Annotated in this window: 14 protein-coding genes; 11 read left to right on the forward strand and 3 right to left on the reverse strand. The window is 39.6% G+C overall.

Annotated elements, in window-relative coordinates; genetic code table 11:
* Nucleotides 1-30: 30 nt before the first annotated feature.
* Nucleotides 31-861: an SAM hydrolase/SAM-dependent halogenase family protein gene (locus tag AC6I5C_RS08115; RefSeq protein ID WP_497904715.1), complete on the reverse strand. Its 831-nt coding sequence runs from the start codon at nt 859-861 to the stop codon at nt 31-33.
* A 210-nt stretch (nt 862-1,071) separates the two neighbouring features.
* Between AC6I5C_RS08115 and AC6I5C_RS08120 the strand changes: the two genes are divergently transcribed.
* The 7 genes from AC6I5C_RS08120 to AC6I5C_RS08150 all read left to right on the forward strand — a co-directional run bounded on the left by AC6I5C_RS08120 (nt 1,072) and on the right by AC6I5C_RS08150 (nt 9,392).
* On the forward strand, nt 1,072-2,025 hold the full coding sequence (locus tag AC6I5C_RS08120; protein WP_053978022.1) for a PhoH family protein: 954 nt from the start codon (nt 1,072-1,074) through the stop codon (nt 2,023-2,025).
* Nucleotides 2,026-2,161: 136 nt separating this feature from the next.
* On the forward strand, nt 2,162-3,109 hold the full coding sequence (locus tag AC6I5C_RS08125) for a phosphoribosylaminoimidazolesuccinocarboxamide synthase (RefSeq protein WP_497904716.1): 948 nt from the start codon (nt 2,162-2,164) through the stop codon (nt 3,107-3,109).
* A gap of 121 nt (nt 3,110-3,230) precedes the next feature.
* Nucleotides 3,231-4,469: a hypothetical protein gene (locus AC6I5C_RS08130; RefSeq protein ID WP_497904717.1), complete on the forward strand. Its 1,239-nt coding sequence runs from the start codon at nt 3,231-3,233 to the stop codon at nt 4,467-4,469.
* Nucleotides 4,470-4,576: 107 nt separating this feature from the next.
* On the forward strand, nt 4,577-5,950 hold the full coding sequence (locus tag AC6I5C_RS08135; protein ID WP_497904718.1) for an alanine/glycine:cation symporter family protein: 1,374 nt from the start codon (nt 4,577-4,579) through the stop codon (nt 5,948-5,950).
* A complete protein-coding gene (locus AC6I5C_RS08140; RefSeq protein ID WP_497904719.1) occupies nt 5,947-6,204 on the forward strand; it encodes a DUF4212 domain-containing protein in 258 nt (85 codons plus the stop codon). The genes AC6I5C_RS08135 and AC6I5C_RS08140 overlap by 4 nt, the downstream gene beginning before the upstream one ends.
* Nucleotides 6,194-7,918, forward strand: a complete 1,725-nt coding sequence (locus AC6I5C_RS08145; RefSeq protein WP_497904720.1) for a sodium:solute symporter family protein — start codon at nt 6,194-6,196, stop codon at nt 7,916-7,918. Before AC6I5C_RS08140 ends, AC6I5C_RS08145 begins: the two co-directional genes overlap by 11 nt.
* A gap of 109 nt (nt 7,919-8,027) precedes the next feature.
* Complete coding sequence (locus tag AC6I5C_RS08150; protein WP_497904721.1) at nt 8,028-9,392, forward strand: GH1 family beta-glucosidase; 1,365 nt, start codon at nt 8,028-8,030, stop codon at nt 9,390-9,392.
* Here AC6I5C_RS08150 and AC6I5C_RS08155 read toward each other — a convergent pair whose 3' ends face one another.
* Nucleotides 9,393-10,310 (reverse strand): AraC family transcriptional regulator, encoded by a 918-nt coding sequence (locus AC6I5C_RS08155; protein WP_497904722.1) that lies wholly within the window; start codon nt 10,308-10,310, stop codon nt 9,393-9,395.
* A gap of 220 nt (nt 10,311-10,530) precedes the next feature.
* Here AC6I5C_RS08155 and AC6I5C_RS08160 point away from each other — a divergent pair, with 220 nt between their 5' ends.
* From AC6I5C_RS08160 to AC6I5C_RS08175, 4 genes are all read left to right on the forward strand, one after another.
* Nucleotides 10,531-12,030 carry an aldehyde dehydrogenase family protein gene (locus tag AC6I5C_RS08160; protein ID WP_497904723.1) on the forward strand — a complete coding sequence of 500 codons (1,500 nt, stop codon included), beginning with the start codon at nt 10,531-10,533 and terminating at the stop codon, nt 12,028-12,030.
* A gap of 66 nt (nt 12,031-12,096) precedes the next feature.
* Complete coding sequence (locus tag AC6I5C_RS08165; protein WP_497904724.1) at nt 12,097-12,456, forward strand: DUF779 domain-containing protein; 360 nt, start codon at nt 12,097-12,099, stop codon at nt 12,454-12,456.
* 148 nt (nt 12,457-12,604) lie between these two features.
* Nucleotides 12,605-14,512, forward strand: a complete 1,908-nt coding sequence (gene acs / locus AC6I5C_RS08170; RefSeq protein ID WP_497904725.1) for an acetate--CoA ligase — start codon at nt 12,605-12,607, stop codon at nt 14,510-14,512.
* A gap of 128 nt (nt 14,513-14,640) precedes the next feature.
* Entirely contained in the window at nt 14,641-15,543 is a 903-nt protein-coding gene (locus AC6I5C_RS08175; protein ID WP_497904726.1) for a DUF2167 domain-containing protein, read from the forward strand.
* Between the two features lie 84 nt (nt 15,544-15,627).
* Here AC6I5C_RS08175 and galB read toward each other — a convergent pair whose 3' ends face one another.
* On the reverse strand, nt 15,628-18,333 hold the full coding sequence (galB, locus tag AC6I5C_RS08180) for a beta-galactosidase GalB (protein WP_497904727.1): 2,706 nt from the start codon (nt 18,331-18,333) through the stop codon (nt 15,628-15,630).
* Nucleotides 18,334-18,380: the final 47 nt, after the last annotated feature.

The following is an 18,380-nucleotide window of genomic DNA, read 5'->3' on the forward strand; positions in this document are numbered from 1 at the left end:
TAGTTAATTAAATATTAAAGGGGCATTGCGCTAAAAAAAGTTGATGGTAACCGTATCCCGCATTTGCAGTCCCATAAGGGTAGAGGCGCTTCCTACTGTGCTGCTGTTACTTTTGTAAATGGCAATTTCTATATAGTTGGAAGAATTGAACACCACGAGCCCTTTTCCTTGGTCGTAACGTTTTTCTTCAGGAATGTCGAAGTTGATAACATCACTGTATTTATTGTAAATTTCCTTGAACTTGTAGCTGCGTGCCGAAATTTCGAATGCACGTGTTTTTTGGATGGATTCAAAAAATTTACGCTTGATGTTGGTTACCACATTTCCGTAGTTATCAATGTAAATGACGTTACCAATAATCTGGTTTTTTTCATCATTAACAAAAGGAGTTAGGTTTTTAATAGGTTTGATATCACTGATTACTTTACCTATCACTTCAAGGGTTCCACCTCTGGCAATATGGCAAGCCACTTTTACAAACACATCCAGCACAGGGAAATTGGTTTCAATTTTATCGTGTATGTTGATTTCCACAATTTTCTCCGGCGCAATTTCGGAGCAAATCATGCTCATAATGCCGTTGTTCGCACAGATAAAATAATGGCCGTTCAATTTAATGGCAATGTGCTTGTTTTCAGGGTTTAATTCAGAATCAATCCCGATAACGTGGATGGTTCCTTTTGGAAAACTGCTGTAGGCACTTTGGATGATATAGGCAGCTTCAGGAACATTGAAAGGGGACACCGAATGCGAGATATCAACAATGCGAACGTCAGGAAGTTGACTGTAAATAGCGCCTTTAACGGCTCCGGCGAAGTGGTCTTTTTCTCCAAAATCGGTCGTTAATGTGATAATTGCCATTTAAAATTGTTGATAGTTTTTTAACCTAAATTTCATTAAAATTATGTAGCTTTCCATTGTGTAAAAAATTCAAATAAAAATAACCGAAGTCAATTTAATTACAATTTATTTCTGCTATTTTTATTCTGAGAATTAAAAAAATGGCGCCCGTTTTATTTACCACAAAACTAATAAAACAAAAACAGAATAATGTACTAAATCACTTAGCTTTTGAATGAACTTATAATTGAATTGGAAGAAATTGCTCCAAAAGAGTTTTTTGGAGCGCACAATGTAAATATCGAACTTCTTAAAAAGTACTTTCCCAAACTGAAGATTGTCGCAAGAGGCAATAAAATTAAAGCTTATGGCGACGAAGATTTACTCGAAGAATTTGACCGCCGCCTTACTATGTTGATGGGCCATTTTGGCAAATACAACAAACTGGATGAAAACGCTATAGAACGTGTGTTGACTAGCCAAAGCACTGATGATTACACAACTTCGGAGCAAAGTGGAGAAACCATTGTACACGGTGTGGGTGGAAGACTGATAAAGGCCCAAACCCTAAACCAACGTAAATTGGTGGAAAGTATGCGTAAAAACGACATGGTTTTTGCCATTGGCCCTGCGGGGACTGGAAAAACCTACACGGGAGTTGCGCTAGCCGTCCAAGCTCTTAAAAACAAAGAGGTCAAACGAATCATCCTTACAAGGCCAGCTGTGGAAGCTGGGGAAAATCTTGGGTTTTTACCAGGGGATTTAAAGGAAAAATTAGATCCTTACATGCAACCTTTGTACGATGCGTTAAGGGATATGATTCCTGCTGAAAAATTGACGACGCTTATTGAAAATGGGACGATCCAGATTGCGCCTTTGGCGTTTATGAGAGGACGAACCTTGGATAATGCCTTTGTGATTTTGGATGAAGGTCAAAATACCACTCACGCCCAAATGAAAATGTTTTTGACCCGAATGGGGAAAAACGCCAAGTTTTTATTGACGGGAGATCCAGGACAAATCGATTTGCCTAGGCGTACCATTTCAGGTCTTAAGGAAGCTTTACTCATTTTAAAGAATGTAGAAGGGGTAGGGATGGTATTCTTGGATGACAAGGATGTGATTCGTCACAAATTGGTGAAGAAGGTCATTGAGGCTTATAAAAGCATTGAAAACAGGGAATAGTTTGAGCCTGTAAATTTTGATGTAAGTAACCTTTTTTAATGATACAGGTTGCTTAACTATTTTGTAAATTTGCACCGATTAATCCAAACGGGTTAATTTTTATTGATCAAACTATACAGACAATTTTTAAGACCTTATGAGTAATACTATCATAGACACCAATTTTAATTTTCCTGGACAAAAGAGCGTTTACAAAGGAAAAGTTAGGGAAGTATACAATATCAATGACGAGCAATTGGTCATGATTGCAACAGATCGTTTAAGTGCTTTTGACGTGGTGATGCCTAAGGGGATTCCATACAAAGGGCAAATCTTAAACCAAATTGCTACCAACATGATGAAAGCAACGGAAGATTTGGTACCTAACTGGTTAACAGCTACTCCAGATCCTAATGTAGCGGTAGGTGCTTTATGTGAGCCTTTCAAGGTTGAGATGGTAATCCGTGGGTATTTGTCTGGTCACGCTGCTAGAGAGTATAAGGCAGGAAAACGTCTGTTATGTGGTGTGGAGATGCCGGAAGGTATGAAGGAAAATGATAAATTTCCACAGCCAATCATCACTCCTGCAACCAAAGCGGAGCAAGGTGACCACGATGAGGATATTTCCCGTGAAGACATTTTGGCTAGAGGGATTGTTTCTGAAGAAGATTATTTGGTATTGGAAGATTACACGCGTAAATTATTCCAAAGAGGAACTGAAATTGCAGCTTCTCGAGGTTTGATTTTAGTAGATACCAAGTATGAATTCGGTAAAACCAAGGACGGTAAAATTGTGTTGATCGATGAAATCCATACACCTGATTCTTCTCGTTATTTTTATGCCGAAGGCTATGAAGAGCGCCAAGAAAAAGGAGAAGCACAAAAGCAATTATCTAAAGAGTTTGTGCGTCAATGGTTAATCTCTAATGGATTCCAAGGCTTGGAAGGGCAAACGGTTCCAGAAATGACAGATGAGTACATTACAACGGTAAGTGAACGATATATTGAGCTTTTCGAAAACATCACAGGAGAAACTTTCGTGAAGGGAGATGTAAGTGATATCCAAAACAGAATAGAAACCAATGTTTTGGAATATTTAAAATAAAAACAATACTCCATTTTGGATTTTATAAAAGGTAGCTTTCTGAAAGCTACCTTTTTCTTTTTGAGTAAGTTAGTGTGGTTGTGTGTTAATTTTTTTAACTTTAATCGTAAATTAATTAACCATGAAACCACTCTTTACCCTTAGCTTTTTGTTGTGCCTGTTTTTTACCACAGATTGTTTCGCACAAGATCCCTATCTCACCATAACCTCTAAAGATTCTATTAAAGGTGCTCCCAAATTTAAAAGTAGTTTGGGGGTAAATATGAAGCTGAATGGTTATTTGGATTTGTTTGGAGGGCTTCAGGGCAATGACACCTTTAACATTGGCTACATTGACGTATTTGGAGACGATGACGAAACAAGTCTTAATGTTGATATGTACCAAACACAGATTAGGTGGTCAACGTTTATAGTGATGCCAAATGGACAGCAAATTAAGGCCATAGTAGAATCCGATTTTTGGGGAGGCAATGGACATGTACGCTTAAGAAAGGCCTATGTGGAAAGCAGACATTGGCAGATTGGACAAAATTGGAATAATTTTGGGGATGAAGATCTTTGGCCCAATATTATGGAGTTGGAAGGACCTCCTTCAGGAATCTGGGTTCGGAATCCTCATGTAAAGTATATGAATACTTTTAATGATGAAAAGTGGAAGTATGAAATAAGCATGGAAGCGCCTCAAGATGATTATTTTACCCTTCAAGAGATTCAGCCTTTTTTGGATGATACGCATCAATCCACACCAGATGTCACCTTTGCAATGACCTATCAGAAACCTTGGGGACATTTACGTTTGTCTTCTATTCTAAGAAACATCAAGTATAAACTTAACGACGAAGTAGATAACTTTTTTGGCTATGGTGCGACGTTTAGTGGTAAGCATACGGTTGACCGTAACTGTTTCCAATTTCAGTTGGTAGGGGGGAAAGGCATCTCCTATTATCTTACCACCATCTCCGGATTTGGCTATGACGGATATCCAGCGGTAGGAAATGATTTTAAGGCAACCTTGGCCTTTGGTGGCTGGGTAACCTATGAATACTTTTTCAATGAAAAGCTGCACGGCAATGCGGTTTTTGGGTACACTCGTTATAGTACGGATGATTCCGAACGCTATGTTGTTATTGATGAAACGGAAGCTGAATTGGACTATATCGCAGGAGATTTCCGTCATAGACATTATTATGGTATCCTTAACCTGATGTACGATGCTTACGATAGAATGACCTTAGGTTTGGAAGTTGACTATGGGGTGAAGTCCGTAAATTTCGATGGAAATATTGATGGGATCTATTTTGACGATACGTTTAAACGGGATGCCATGCGTATCAGTTTTGGGTTTATGTTTTCTCTTTAGAAAATTAAGAGTATAAATAGGAAATTCTTAAAAAATCATGTTACAAAAAATATAAAACTCAAAATATTCATTGGCTTTTCTTACATTTATCACTCACGAAAGCCAATATGAACCAACTTAACCAACTCGTCTCCGACTTTTCTTCGCTTGCTTGGGGATTGCCATTATTGATATTGTTAATAGGGGGAGGCTTGTATTTATTGGTGCTATCCAGATTTATGTCCTTTAGGCTTTTTGGTCACGCCGTTCAGGTTTTAAGGGGAAAATATGACAATCCTAACGATCCTGGAGAAATCAGTCATTTTCAAGCCTTGACCACCGCATTATCTTCAACCATTGGTATGGGGAATATCGCAGGGGTTGCAGTGGCCATTTCCATTGGCGGGCCAGGAGCTGTATTTTGGATGTGGATTAGTGCTGTAGTTGGGATGTCTACCAAGTTTTTTACGTCCACTTTAGCCATTATGTATAGGGGAACAGATAGTGCAGGTGAATTGCAAGGAGGCCCTATGTACTTTATTATCGAAGGGTTGGGAAAATCTTGGAAACCAATGGCCATTTTTTTTAGCATGGCTGGGTTGGTTGGAGCATTGCCAGTATTTAATGCTAACCAATTGGCGCAAGCCATCAATGATATTTTGTTGATTCCAAATGGGATTGCTGTAGATTGGAAATCCAAAATTGTCTTGGGAATTGTTTTGGCATCCATAACGGCTTTGGTGGTATTGGGAGGTTTGAAACGCATTAGTCAAACAGCCTCCAAATTAGTGCCGAGCATGGTGGTGTTGTATTTTGGCTTGGTCATGGTCATTCTTGCGGTGAATTTTAAGGAAGTCCCCAAATATTTAATGTTGATTTTTACAGATGCCTTCTCAGCCAATAATTTTAAGGGTGATGCTTTTCTGGGAGGCATGGTAGGTGGATTGATCCTTTTGGGAATTCGTCGGGGCGCTTTTTCCAACGAAGCTGGAATAGGGACAGCCCCCATGGCACATGGTGCCGCCAAAACATCGGAACCGGTGCGAGAAGGTTTAGTGGCTATGTTAGGTCCTGCCATTGATACCTTGGTGGTGTGTACCTTGACGGCTTTGGCCATATTGGCAACAGGAGTATGGCAATCTTCAGAGAAAAATGGGGTATCCTTAACTGCCATGGCATTTTCTGAGGCAATTCCACATATAGGAACTTATCTCCTTTTATTATGTATTGCCGTATTCAGCTTCTCATCCTTGTTTACCTATTCCTATTACGGAGGAAAGTGCATGTCCTTTTTGTTTGGAGCCGATAAAAAACACTATTACAATTATGTCTATATAGGAAGTATCATCCTTGGTGCTGCCACTAAGTTGAGTCTAGTAATCAATTTAATAGATGGTGTGTTTGCCTTGATGGCATTCCCCACGATGATTGCCACTTTGATCATGGCACCTAGGGTCGTGAAAGAATTGCAAAAATATCTTCAAAAAATTAAAATCAAATGAATAATAAGGAACGTTCTAAAGCCTATTGGAAAGAAAACATTAGGTATGTACTCATTTTGTTGGTCATATGGTTCGCGGTGTCCTATGGTGCGGGAATTTTATTAAAAGAGGAATTGGATGCCATAAAAATTGGAGGGTTTAAAGTAGGGTTTTGGTTTGCCCAACAAGGCTCTATGTATGTGTTTGTGGTTTTGATATTCGTGTATGTGAGATTGATGAACAAATTGGATAAAAAATATGGCTATGATGAATAATATTTTTTTGACAGTAGATGTGCAAATGTGGACCTATATCTTGGTAGGAGTAACTTTTTCATTGTATATAGGCATTGCCATTTGGTCCAGGGCAGGATCTACCAACGAATTTTATGTTGCGGGTGGAGGTGTCTCTCCTTTGGCCAATGGAATGGCCACCGCTGCCGATTGGATGAGTGCGGCGTCCTTTATTTCCATGGCCGGAATCATCTCTTTTAGTGGGTATGACGGTTCCGTTTATCTTATGGGCTGGACTGGGGGCTATGTGCTATTAGCCTTGTTGTTGGCACCTTATCTGAGGAAGTTTGGGAAGTTTACCGTGCCAGATTTTATTGGCGATCGCTATTATTCTAAAACCGCTAGAATTGTAGCTGTGTTTTGTGCATTGTTGGTGTCCTTTACCTATGTGGCAGGACAAATGCGTGGCGTTGGCGTAGTATTTTCGAGATTTTTGGAGGTGGATATAGATACCGGTGTGATTATCGGGATGCTTATTGTCTTGTTTTACGCTGTATTGGGAGGGATGAAAGGGATTACCTATACACAGGTTGCTCAGTATTGTGTGTTGATTTTCGCCTTTATGGTCCCGGCCATTTTTATTTCCATTCAAATGACGGGAAACCCGATTCCGCAATTAGGATTTGGAAGTCAGTTGGCGGATGGTTCCGAAACTTATTTATTGGATAAATTGGATGGCCTCAGTGCCGAATTAGGCTTTTCGGAATATACCAACGGCTCAAAATCGTTGACGGATGTTTTCGCCATTACTTTAGCTTTGATGGTTGGAACGGCTGGATTACCACACGTTATTGTTCGGTTTTTTACGGTGAAACGGGTAAAGGATGCCCGTAAATCGGCAGGTTTGGCATTGTTGCTTATTGCTATTTTGTACACCACGGCACCAGCTGTGGCTGTATTTGCAAGAACCAATATGATTGAAACGGTCTCCAATAAAGCCTATGCTTCCGTTCCGGATTGGTTCAAAAAATGGGAAACTACAGGTTTGATTTCCTTTACGGATAAAAATAATGATGGAATCATCAATTATGTGGCAGATGAAACTCAAAATGAACTTAAGGTTGATAATGATATTATGGTATTGGCAAATCCGGAAATCGCCAAATTGCCAAATTGGGTGATTGCCCTTGTAGCAGCCGGTGGATTGGCGGCAGCTTTGTCTACAGCTGCGGGTTTACTGTTGGTGATTTCTGCTTCAGTATCTCATGACTTAATCAAAAAAATCATCAAACCAAACATTTCCGAAAACGGAGAGCTCATCGCGGCAAGATTATCGGCTGTTGGTGCGGTTTGTGTGGCTGGGTATTTTGGTATCAATCCTCCAGATTTCGTTGCGGCTGTTGTGGCCTTGGCATTTGGATTGGCCGCCGCTTCCTTTTTTCCAGCCATTATCTTGGGGATTTTCTATAAAAGAATGAACAAAGAAGGGGCTATTGCCGGAATGATTGTGGGGATTTCGTTAATGCTGTTCTACATGATCAAATACAAATTGGGCTGGTTGGATGAAGAGCTTCCGGATAAAAGTGAATGGTGGTTTGGTATTTCTCCTGAAGGCTTTGGAAGTATTGCAATGCTCTGCAATTTTGTAGTGTCTATTGTCATCATGAAGTTTACAAAAGCACCGCCAGAGGATGTTCAAGAAATTGTGGAATTGATCAGGATTCCGAGTGGTGCCAAAGAAGCGCAGGGACATTAGAGAAAGTTTCTTACTGTTGCTATTATATTTTATTCAATTTTGACAAAATATTACTACCATGTCTGCACATTAATAAATAACTTGCCGACTCAATAAAAACTACTGAAAAATGAAATTTCCGAAGGATTTTGTATGGGGTTCGGCAACCTCTTCCTATCAAATTGAAGGTGCATGGAATACAGATGGTCGAGGGCCGTCTATTTGGGACGCTTTTTGCCAAATACCGGGTAAAGTGTTTGAAGGAGATACGGGCGATGTCGCTTGTGATCATTACCATAAAATGAAGGAAGATGTGTCCCTAATGAAGCAAATGGGGCTTACGGCATACCGATTTTCTATTTCGTGGTCGCGTATTTTTCCTCAGGGACGAGGCGAAATCAATGAAAAGGGTATTCAATTTTATTCAGAGTTAATTGACGAGCTTTTAGCAAATGACATAGAGCCTTGGGTGACTTTGTACCACTGGGATTTGCCTTTGGCACTTCAGTTGGAAATGGACGGTTGGCTTAACAAGGACATCACCGATGTGTTTGTTGACTATGCGCAATTGTGTTTTGAGCGTTTTGGAGATCGTGTAAAACATTGGATTACGTTCAATGAGGCTTGGGTAGTGGCTATTTTGGGTTACGGCCAAGGCGTGTTTGCACCGGGACGTATTTCCAATACAGAGCCTTATTTGGCTGGACACCATATTTTGATTGCCCATGCCAAGGCCGTGCAGCTTTACAGAACTAAATTTCAAAAGGAACAAGAAGGAAAAATTGGCATTACCAATAATTGTGATTGGAGAGAGCCTTTAACCGATGCGGTTGAAGACCAAAAGGCTGCTCAACGTGCTTTGGAATTCTTCTTGGCTTGGTTTGCAGATCCCATTTATTTTGGAAAATATCCAAAATGTATGGAAGACCGTTTGGGAGACCGTTTGCTTAAGTTTACTGAGGAAGAACGCCAAATGCTTTTAGGATCTACGGACTTTTTTGGATTGAACCATTATACAACCATGTTGGCTTCGGAAGCTAAGCAAATCAATGCAGGTTCGGTTTATGGTAACGGAGGTTTGAGTGAGGATCAAGATGTGAATTTAGCACTGGATCCCAATTGGGAATTAACCGAAATGCAATGGGCTGTGGTGCCTTGGGGCTGTAGAAAATTGTTGCATTGGATTTCCGATCGTTATGATCATCCAAATATTGTCATTACCGAAAATGGCTGTGCTTATGATGACCAACTTGTAAATGGAGAAGTCAATGATGAAAAACGAGTGGAATTCTTTAAAGGTTATTTGGAAGAATGTTCCAAAGCTATTGAAGAAGGCGTGAACCTAACAGGCTACTTTGCTTGGTCTTTTATGGATAACTTTGAATGGGCGTCAGGTTACAGCAAGCGTTTTGGAATGCACTATGTAGATTTTGATACTTTGGAGCGCACACCTAAAGCTTCGGCAAAATGGTTTGCAGACTTTTTAAAGCAATAATTACTTAGTGATTGAGGCCTTAAATTGTTGCGGTGTCATCAATTCCAGCTTTTTGAACTGTCGGTTGAAATAGCTGGTATTATTAAACCCTGATTTAAATGCAATTTCAGACATTCTAAAATCCTTGATTTCCTTCATTAACTTTTTCGAGAACTTGATTTTTTCGGAGTTAATGTAATCTATAGGGGAAATACCGAGGGTGTTTTTGAATTTCTTATGAAAATGTGAGGTGCTCATACAGGCTTTTTCAGCCAATACATCCACGGTAATATCCTTATTGGTAAGATTGTCCTTAATATACTTAAGGACCATTCCAATACGGGTATCATTAAACATATGGTCAGGGTCATTTAGTAAAAAGGCCTTGGCTTTTGTTTGTAATAACCTTACAATTAACTCTTGAATCATCAAATCCAAAAGCACATCTTTGGATTTGTTGCTATTGGTAAAAGTATACACCAAGCGCTCCACCAAATGGTTTACATCGGTATTGTTGATTAGGTGAGAGGCCGTTTCATTCAGTTTCCATGAATTATTCTCATTCTCAATAGTCACCTTCTGATTAAACTTTTCTACCACTTCATCTATTTTGCCTTCATCAATTCCCAAAGCCAAACACTGCGTTGGGCTTTCAGCAGTTGCCAAAGGAAAATCAATAACCATTTCCTTGTGGGTAGGCATCACCACCGATTCACCCGGATAAAAATCAAAAGCAGGCATGCCGTCCAAATGCATCACTTTTTTACCTGTAAGCATACTGGCAATAATTGGGAAATCGAATGTTAAGGAAACCTGTTCTGCATAGGCGTGGGTTTCGTAAATGTTCAATTCGGCATAGTCCGCATTATAGGTTGTTCTGTTCTCTACAAGTGTGGTTAGTTTCCTGTGTTTTTTATGTTTATTCAACAAGGAATTCATAGCGTGATTTTCAAATTATTCAAAAAAAGGTTGAAATGATAGGTTTGTTCAAAAATATGATAATTATGTTCAATAAATTGCTAATATGATAAAATATATTTATAAAAGTTACACAATAGTCAAATATTTACGCTTCAAATTGTAAACATGACAATTTTAGTTTGTTTTGTAACGTTTTGATTTGGAGTTGTTTAAAAGTTAAACCTAAAAAGTTAAAAAAATGAGTTATTCTAAACCAAAATTTAAGGACACCTACCACAATTTTATCAACGGCAAGTTTGTGCCACCTGTTGGGGGCGATTATTTTGAAAACACGTCACCAGTTGATAATAGCTTAATCGCTAAGTATCCTAGATCGCAAAAGGAGGATATAGAATTGGCCTTGGATGCGGCCAATGCAGCCAAAGAAGCGTGGGGCAATACTTCGGCCACTGAGCGCTCTTTATTATTGAACAAAGTAGCCGATATTATTGAAGCCAATTTGGAAGAGTTTGCTTTGGTGGAAACCTGCGATAACGGGAAGCCAATCCGTGAAACCTTAAATGCCGATGTGCCATTGTCGGTAGATCATTGGCGCTATTTTGCAGCTTGTATTCGTTCAGAAGAAGGGACGGCTTCCGAATTGGACGCTAATACACTTTCCATGAATATAAAAGAACCACTTGGAGTGGTGGGGCAAATCATTCCTTGGAATTTCCCTCTTTTAATGTTGTCATGGAAATTACCACCAGCTTTGGCTACAGGGAACTGCGTGGTGTTGAAACCAGCCGAACAAACCCCTTCCTCAGCTACTTTGTTGATGGAAAAAATTGCGGATGTGTTTCCTCCCGGTGTTGTTAATGTAGTGCATGGTTTTGGTCCGGAAGCAGGAAAACCATTGGCATCGAGTTCAAGGGTGGATAAAGTAGCGTTCACTGGTGAAACCACCACAGGACAATTAATCATGCAATATGCGTCTAAAAATCTCAATCCTGTGACTATGGAATTGGGAGGGAAATCACCTAACATTTTCTTCAATAGTGTGATGGATGCAGATGATGCCTATTTAGACAAGGCCATTGAAGGTGCGGTATTGTTCGCTTTTAACCAAGGAGAGGTTTGTACGTGTCCTTCCAGATTGTTGGTTCAAGAGGATATCTACGATAAGTTTATGGAGCGCGTTATTGCAAGAACCAATGCCATCGTCCAAGGGAATCCTTATGATACTAGTACAATGGTTGGAGCTCAGGCTTCGAACGATCAGTATGAAAAGATTCAATCTTATTTAAAAATAGGGAAAGAAGAAGGAGCTAAAGTACTCACGGGAGGAGAGGCCAATAAGTTGGATGGTGATTTTGCTAATGGATTTTACATTAAGCCAACCATTTTGGAAGGACACAATAAAATGCGCGTATTTCAGGAGGAAATCTTTGGACCGGTGGTATGTGTGACCAAATTTAAGGATGAAGCTGAAGCTATAGAAATTGCAAACGATACACTTTATGGATTGGGAGCAGGTGTATGGACACGTGATGCCCACCAATTGTATCAAATTCCTCGAGCAATAAAAGCGGGTAGGGTTTGGGTAAACTGTTACCACGCCTATCCTGCGCATGCACCGTTTGGAGGCTATAAAAAATCAGGATTTGGTAGAGAAAACCATGTTATGATGCTTAACTATTACCGACAAACCAAGAATATGCTCATTTCTTATGACAAGAATAAACTAGGCTTTTTTTAGAAGTAATTGATAGCAATTGAAGAAGGCTGATGTCCCCAAAGTCAGCCTTTTTTTTATCTTATAACTATGGAACGATTAGCAATTACAGAAAAGGCCGCTGAAATAGTAGAGACACTAAAGCAGAAGTATGGAGCGCTTATTTTTCATCAAAGTGGTGGCTGTTGCGATGGATCCTCGCCAATGATTTTAGAAAAGGAAGACATGTATATTGATGAGAGCGATGTGCTATTGGGCTATCTGCAGGACCTTCCTTTTTATATGAATCGCGATCAGTTTGAATATTGGAAACACACCCATTTAACAGTAGATGTCACTGAGGGAAGAGGGGCTAGTTTCTCTCTGGAAATACCTTTGGGTGTAAGGTTTTTGATTCATTCAAGGTTGTTGTCCGAAGAGGAAGAGGCCTTTTTCAATAAGAAAGAATAGGATTTATCGTTAATCTTTTGAGTAGGATACTTCCGTCGACAGAAAAATGTTGTCGGTAGAAAAAGAACTGTCTCTAAACATAATTTTTATAACTTAGAACCAAATCAATTCTCTCAATTTGTCAAAATTGGGATACAAAATTTAATACATGAGTCATTATCATATAAAACATTTAGAAGAATATTACCAAGTGTACCGAAAGTCGGTAAGGGAACCTGAAAATTTTTGGGAAGAAATTGCAGAAGAACACTTTTTGTGGCGAAAAAAATGGGACAAAGTCCTGAGTTGGGATTTTACCAAACCGGAAGTAAAATGGTTTGAAGGGGCTCAATTGAACATAACAGAAAACTGTATCGACAGACATCTATCTACGAGAGGGGACAAAACCGCGATTCTGTTCGAACCGAATGACCCAAATGAACCAGCAGAACACATTACCTACAGACAACTTTATGAACGTGTGAATCAGTTTGCCAATGTGCTTAAAGAACAGGGCATTCAAAGAGGTGATCGTGTTTGTATTTATGTGCCGATGATTCCTGAATTGGCAATTTCCATTTTGGCCTGTGCTAGAATTGGGGCTATTCACTCGGTGGTATTTGCAGGCTTTTCTTCCAAAGCATTAGCTACAAGAATCAATGATAGTGAATGTAAACTGGTGGTTACTGCAGATGGTTCGTATCGAGGAGCAAAAACTATCGATTTAAAAGGAATTGTAGATGAAGCTTTACAGAATTGTCCTTCCGTAAAAAGTGTTTTGGTAGCCAAACGCACTAATGAAGAGATTCATATGGAAGCAGGTCGTGACTATTGGTTGCAACCTTTATTGGATCAGGCTTCCAAAGAAGGAAAAGCGGAAATCATGAATGCCGAAGATCCTTTATTCATTCTATATACTTCCGGTTCTACTGGAAGACCCAAAGGAATGGTGCATACTTCGGCAGGTTATATGGTTTATACAGCCTACACATTTAAAAACACGTTTCAGTATAGAGAACATGACATTTTTTGGTGTACTGCCGATATAGGTTGGATTACGGGGCATAGCTACATTGTATACGGACCGTTGGCAAATGGTGCCACCACCGTAATGTTTGAAGGTGTACCAAGTTACCCTGATTTTGGACGCTTCTGGGAAATTGTTCAGAAGCACAAAGTCACCCAGTTTTACACAGCACCTACAGCTATTAGAGCGCTAGCAAAACAAGGTGTGGAATTGGTTGATAAATATGATTTGTCTTCCTTGAAAGTGTTGGGGTCGGTTGGTGAGCCTATCAATGAAGAAGCCTGGCACTGGTACAACGATACCATAGGGAAAGGGAAAAGCCCTATTGTTGATACCTGGTGGCAAACTGAAACAGGAGGCATCATGATCACACCTATTCCTTTTGTAACACCTACAAAACCTACCTATGCCACCTTGCCGTTTATTGGGGTACAACCTGCGTTAATGGATGACAATGGACAGGAAATAAAAGGCAACCAAGTAGATGGGAAATTGTGCATTAAATTCCCTTGGCCTTCTATGGCCCGAACCATTTGGGGAGATCACCAAAGGTATAAGGACACGTATTTTTCGGCTTTTGAAAATAAATATTTTACAGGGGATGGAGCCTTGCGAGATGAAGTTGGCTACTATCGTATCACAGGTCGTGTAGATGATGTAATTATTGTTTCTGGACATAACCTTGGAACAGCACCAATTGAGGACGCCATCAACGAGCACCCTGCAGTGTCAGAATCCGCAATTGTTGGTTTCCCTCATGACGTGAAAGGAAATGCCTTGTATGGTTATGTAACTTTGAAAGATACAGGTGAAAGCAGAAACCATGAGAACCTTCGTAAGGAGATCAACCAATTGATAACCGATCGTATTGGACCTATTGCGAAATTGGACAAAATTCAGTTTACCCAAGGATTGCCAAAAACACGAAGTGGTAAGATCATGCGTCGTATTCTTCGTAAAATTGCGAGTAACGACACTTCTAATCTTGGAGATACCAGTACACTCTTGAATCCTGAGGTAGTTCAGGAGATTATGGATAACGTGCTATAGGTTTGACAAATATTAAGTTAGATTCATAGGTTAAGTATTTTCTTTATTTGTTAAGATTTATTGGTCAAAAGGGGGCATTATTTTTTATATTTCAACTTTTTAACAATAACCAAACCTAATCTTAAATCATGAAAAAGATTGTACTTAACCTATGCTTTTTAATGCTATTACAGTTGGGCTATTCCCAAACTGAAACTGACACCATTTCCTTTGACTTGGATGTTGTAAAGTTTTACACAGATAGCATCAACAATTCCTTTGAATTTCAAAAGGGAACTATCACTTTGCAGGATGGCATTGCCACTTTGGAAGTCCCTCAAGGCTTTAAATATCTAGATCCAGAACAAAGTAATTACGTGCTTACAGAACTTTGGGAAAATCCACCAAGTGAAACCTTAGGGTTGTTATTTCCGGAGAATATGTTTCCACTTAGTGATAATTTTACCTATTGTGTAGAAATAGGGTATTCCGAAGAAGGTTATATCGAAGATGAAGATGCTGAAGATTTGGATTATGACGATCTTTTAGAGGAAATGCAGGACGATATCAAAGCAGGTAATCCCGAGCGTGTGGCACAGGGGTATGGCGAAATGGAATTGGTAGGATGGGCCTCTGCACCGTACTATGATAATGTGACTAAAAAGCTGCACTGGGCCAAGGAATTACATTTTGAAGGAACAGATATCAATACGTTGAATTATAACATTAGAGTGCTGGGGAGAAAGGGATACCTTAATTTGAATGCCATTGGGGATATTGATATGTTGGATACATTCAACCGAGACAGAGATCAAATTATTGAGAGTGTAAGATTTTCAGAAGGTAATCGCTACTCCGATTTTAACCCTGATTTAGACGAAGTGGCTGCCTATGGAATTGGTGGACTTATTGCAGGTAAAGTACTGGCTAAAGCAGGCTTTTTTGCATTGCTTCTAAAATTTTGGAAAGTTATTGCCGTTGGAGCTGTGGCTTTATTCAGTGGTTTTAGAAAGCGTTTGTTTGGAGGTAAAAATGAGGAACCGGAAGCCTAATATTTCAAAACGTATAAAAAAAAAGGGAGTATAAATTTTATACTCCTTTTTTATTGGATTATAGGTAAATAGTCGTGATCCTGTTTATTGGCAATTTATGGTTACAGAACCACTCTGTAAACCACTAGAATTCGCCGTAACTTTTATTTGGCCGTTTGCACCTTTCATTGCTTTAATAATAACCAGAGCCAATCCATTAAATGCATTTCTTTCTGTGGAAGCAAAGGAGGTCAAATTTGTAGGATCTCCGTTGTCAGTGGCAACTATTTCACCAGGGCCTTCAATTGTAAAGGATATGGGATTGTTGGCATTGGCCACAAAATGATCCTTGTTGTCCGTGATTTTTACTGTTATAAATACCAAGTCTTTCCCATTTGAGAACAAATCGTCCTGATCTGTTTTTAATACCAATTTTGAAGGTTCCCCAGTGGTGTGAACAGTTTCTTCACTCCAAAATTGGCCATTTTTATAAGCTACAGCTTTTAGAGTTCCCGGATTATATACAACATCATCCCAACGTAAACGGTATTCAAAAAGTCCTTTCTTTTTGCGTCCCAAGGATTTCCCATTCAAAAACAATTCTACTTCATCTCCAGAGGTAAAAATATGCACAGGAGTAATTTGTCCGATACGTTCTGGCCAATTCCAATGAGGAAGAATGTGTACCATGGGTAAATCAGGTCGCCATCTGGCTTGGTATAAATAAAAACGGTCCTTTTTAAAGCCTGCCAAATCAATAAGTCCAAAATAGGAGCTTCTAGATGAATAGTAAGGAGTAGGTTCTCCCAAATAATCCCATCCGGACCAGACAAATTCCCCTGCTACAAAGGGGTGTTTGTCCTGCGATGCAAATACTTTATCTGCGGAAGATCCAAAATTGGCAGTATACAATTCATACGAACTGACATAACCAGTTTTGGGATCACCTCCAATACCATCTGAAATAGGAGAACTGATATCTCCTGTCACTGGAAACAGATAAGTTCCTCTAGAACTTAAGGCCGCAGCCGTTTCACTGCTGATAATAGCTTTGTTTGGAAATGCTTCGTGGAAGGCTGGATATAAGGGAGACGTTTTGATGCCTTGCAAATGAGAATAAGCAGGAGCATCCCTAATGCCTTCTCCTTGATAGTTTAAGCTGATAACATCCATAATGGAAGGGAAGGGCATGTTGGGCTTGGCATAGTTCATGGAGGCGGTTGTTGGCCGTGTGGGGTCTTCACTTTTCACAATAGCACTTAATTTACCACCCACTTTGGCACCTTCTTCATCTGTATACTGCTCTCCAACTTCATTGCCAAAACTCCATAATATTATGGAAGGATGGTTCCTGTCTCGTCGCACAAAAGAGCGTGTGTCGGCTTCAAACCAATCATCAAAAATAAGATGGAAATCATGAGGTGTTTTTTTACGTTCCCAGCTATCGAATATTTCATCAATTACCAAAAATCCCATTTGGTCTGTTAACTCCAAAAGTTCTGGAGCAGGAGGGTTGTGCGCCATCCTAATGGCATTGCATCCTAACTCTTTTAGTATTTCCAATTGACGTTTGGCCGCTTTTAGGTTGAAGGCTGCTCCCAAAGCGCCTAAATCATGGTGCTGATTAACACCTTGTATTTTTATAGGTTCTCCATTCACTATAAGTCCTTTTTCGCCATCAAAAATAACTTCGCGAATGCCAAAAACAGTTTCATAATTGTCTATAATAGTGCCATCTTGAGAATGAATAGTTGTAATCGCCTTGTAGAGATTTGGTGTTTGGGTTGGTGGTGGTCCCCATAGTTTTGGACTTTTTATGACGGCTGATCCTTTTATTGTTGTTTGACTGTTAGAGTTTAGGATTATGTTATTTTCCTTAATGCTCGCAGCTCTTAATCCTAATCTTTTGAAGCCATTTTCCAAGGGATAAATTTCTGTTACGACATCGACAGTTTCATTTATTAAGGAATCATTGGCGATAGCTATTTCAAAATCGATGGTTGCGGAGTCTTTAGAAACTTCTTTGGAAGTTACATATGTTCCCCATTGACCAACATGGATTTTGTTGGTTTTGGTTAGCCAAACATTTCTATAAATCCCACTTCCAGGGTACCAACGAGCGGAATGGTTTGGGTTATCAACTCTAATTGCTAGTTGGTTACTTCCTCCAAATTTGATATATGGTGTTAAATCCAATCGCCATGAATTGTAACCATAGGGCCAACCTCCAACTAAATGACCATTCAGCCAGACCATGGCGTAGGACATGGCTCCATCTATGTCCAAAAAAATAGATTTTTCTTTATCTGTTTCGGGAATTTCCAATTGCTTTCTGTACCAAGCCACTCCATTACTAGGTAGCCGTCCCATGCCGCCGCCAACTTCAGCATCATCACCTTTCATAAAAGGACCTTTAAAAGCCCAGTCATGGGGCAGATCCACCGTTTCCCAAGTATTGTCGTCAAAATTGGTTTGTACAAAAGGGAAGTTTTCTCCAGGATTACCCTGTGGTCTTTCGTGATGCTTGTTACTGTCCTTAATAAAAGGATTAGCGGTTGGTAAAATATAGGGTTTTAGAACTTCGGCAGAAGTAGCCATTTCAACAGCTTCGGTTGGTTTGGAATCCGCTTCTTTGGTGTCATCAACATTTTTAATTGGAGGTCTTACATCATAAATGAGATTGTCGGCCAATGTTTCCGATTCATATTTCATGAATTTCCAACCTTCATTTATGGAAATACGTTCCCTAGAATTATCATTTTTATCTGTGGAATTGGTTGTAGTACACCCCAAAACAAAGAGATAAAACATGGTAAAAACCATGGGCTTAAAACAATATTTTAAAGTATTAAAATTAA

The organism is Mangrovimonas sp. sgz306409 (assembly GCF_059735265.1).

Bases quoted from the DNA above. Each gene is read 5' to 3' on its own strand.
- AC6I5C_RS08115 (WP_497904715.1), bottom strand. From the start codon at position 861: ATGGCAATTATCACATTAACGACCGATTTTGGAGAAAAAGACCACTTC.
- AC6I5C_RS08125 (WP_497904716.1), top strand. From the start codon at position 2,162: ATGAGTAATACTATCATAGACACCAATTTTAATTTTCCTGGACAAAAG.
- AC6I5C_RS08130 (WP_497904717.1), top strand. From the start codon at position 3,231: ATGAAACCACTCTTTACCCTTAGCTTTTTGTTGTGCCTGTTTTTTACC.
- AC6I5C_RS08135 (WP_497904718.1), top strand. From the start codon at position 4,577: ATGAACCAACTTAACCAACTCGTCTCCGACTTTTCTTCGCTTGCTTGG.
- AC6I5C_RS08140 (WP_497904719.1), top strand. From the start codon at position 5,947: ATGAATAATAAGGAACGTTCTAAAGCCTATTGGAAAGAAAACATTAGG.
- AC6I5C_RS08145 (WP_497904720.1), top strand. From the start codon at position 6,194: ATGATGAATAATATTTTTTTGACAGTAGATGTGCAAATGTGGACCTAT.
- AC6I5C_RS08150 (WP_497904721.1), top strand. From the start codon at position 8,028: ATGAAATTTCCGAAGGATTTTGTATGGGGTTCGGCAACCTCTTCCTAT.
- AC6I5C_RS08155 (WP_497904722.1), bottom strand. From the start codon at position 10,310: ATGAATTCCTTGTTGAATAAACATAAAAAACACAGGAAACTAACCACA.
- AC6I5C_RS08160 (WP_497904723.1), top strand. From the start codon at position 10,531: ATGAGTTATTCTAAACCAAAATTTAAGGACACCTACCACAATTTTATC.
- AC6I5C_RS08165 (WP_497904724.1), top strand. From the start codon at position 12,097: ATGGAACGATTAGCAATTACAGAAAAGGCCGCTGAAATAGTAGAGACA.
- acs (WP_497904725.1), top strand. From the start codon at position 12,605: ATGAGTCATTATCATATAAAACATTTAGAAGAATATTACCAAGTGTAC.
- AC6I5C_RS08175 (WP_497904726.1), top strand. From the start codon at position 14,641: ATGAAAAAGATTGTACTTAACCTATGCTTTTTAATGCTATTACAGTTG.
- galB (WP_497904727.1), bottom strand. From the start codon at position 18,333: ATGTTTTATCTCTTTGTTTTGGGGTGTACTACAACCAATTCCACAGAT.